This window comes from Campylobacter concisus (assembly GCF_002914195.1).
Classification (GTDB): Bacteria; Campylobacterota; Campylobacteria; order Campylobacterales; family Campylobacteraceae; genus Campylobacter_A; species Campylobacter_A concisus_M.
The window spans coordinates 1-442 of record NZ_PPAU01000096.1 but is presented as its reverse complement, the minus strand read 5'-3'; the positions used below and the strand labels follow the sequence as shown (position 1 = coordinate 442).

Here is a 442-nt window from a genome sequence, read left to right as displayed (position 1 = left end):
CCCTCTTTTGGGCGTAGATAGAGGGCTTTTTCGGTAAAAACGATCTCGTCCTCGCTGGTTGCAAAGCAGCGCTTTACAAAGTGAGTTTTCTCATCGTTTGGATAGCGAAATACGACTATATCGCCTCTTGCAGGACCATCGCCTGTGATGAGATGCCCATTGCCATTTAGCTCAGGTAAAATTTTCCTCTCAAGCCATGGAATTCTTGGTGTTGGTATGCCATAAACATACTTTTTAGCAAATAAAAAATCCCCAACCAAAAGCGTGTTTTTCATCGAACCAGACGGGATCACAAAGGCTTGAGCTACAAAGAAAATGACAAGCAAAACGATGATAACCGTGCCTGTCCAGCTCGAGCAAAAGTCATAAAATTTAGTAAAAGCTCTCTTCATTATCTCACTCTTTAATTTTTTTTGCCTGTGCAGCAAGGATTGTGTTGTTT

General features: G+C 41.6%; 1 protein-coding gene. It reads right to left on the bottom strand.

The window, feature by feature from the left end; translation table 11 throughout:
* The coding region (lepB, locus tag CYP28_RS05975) for a signal peptidase I (RefSeq protein ID WP_103593491.1) at nucleotides 1-392 on the bottom strand (392 nt) is incomplete at its 3' end.
* Nucleotides 393-442: the final 50 nt, after the last annotated feature.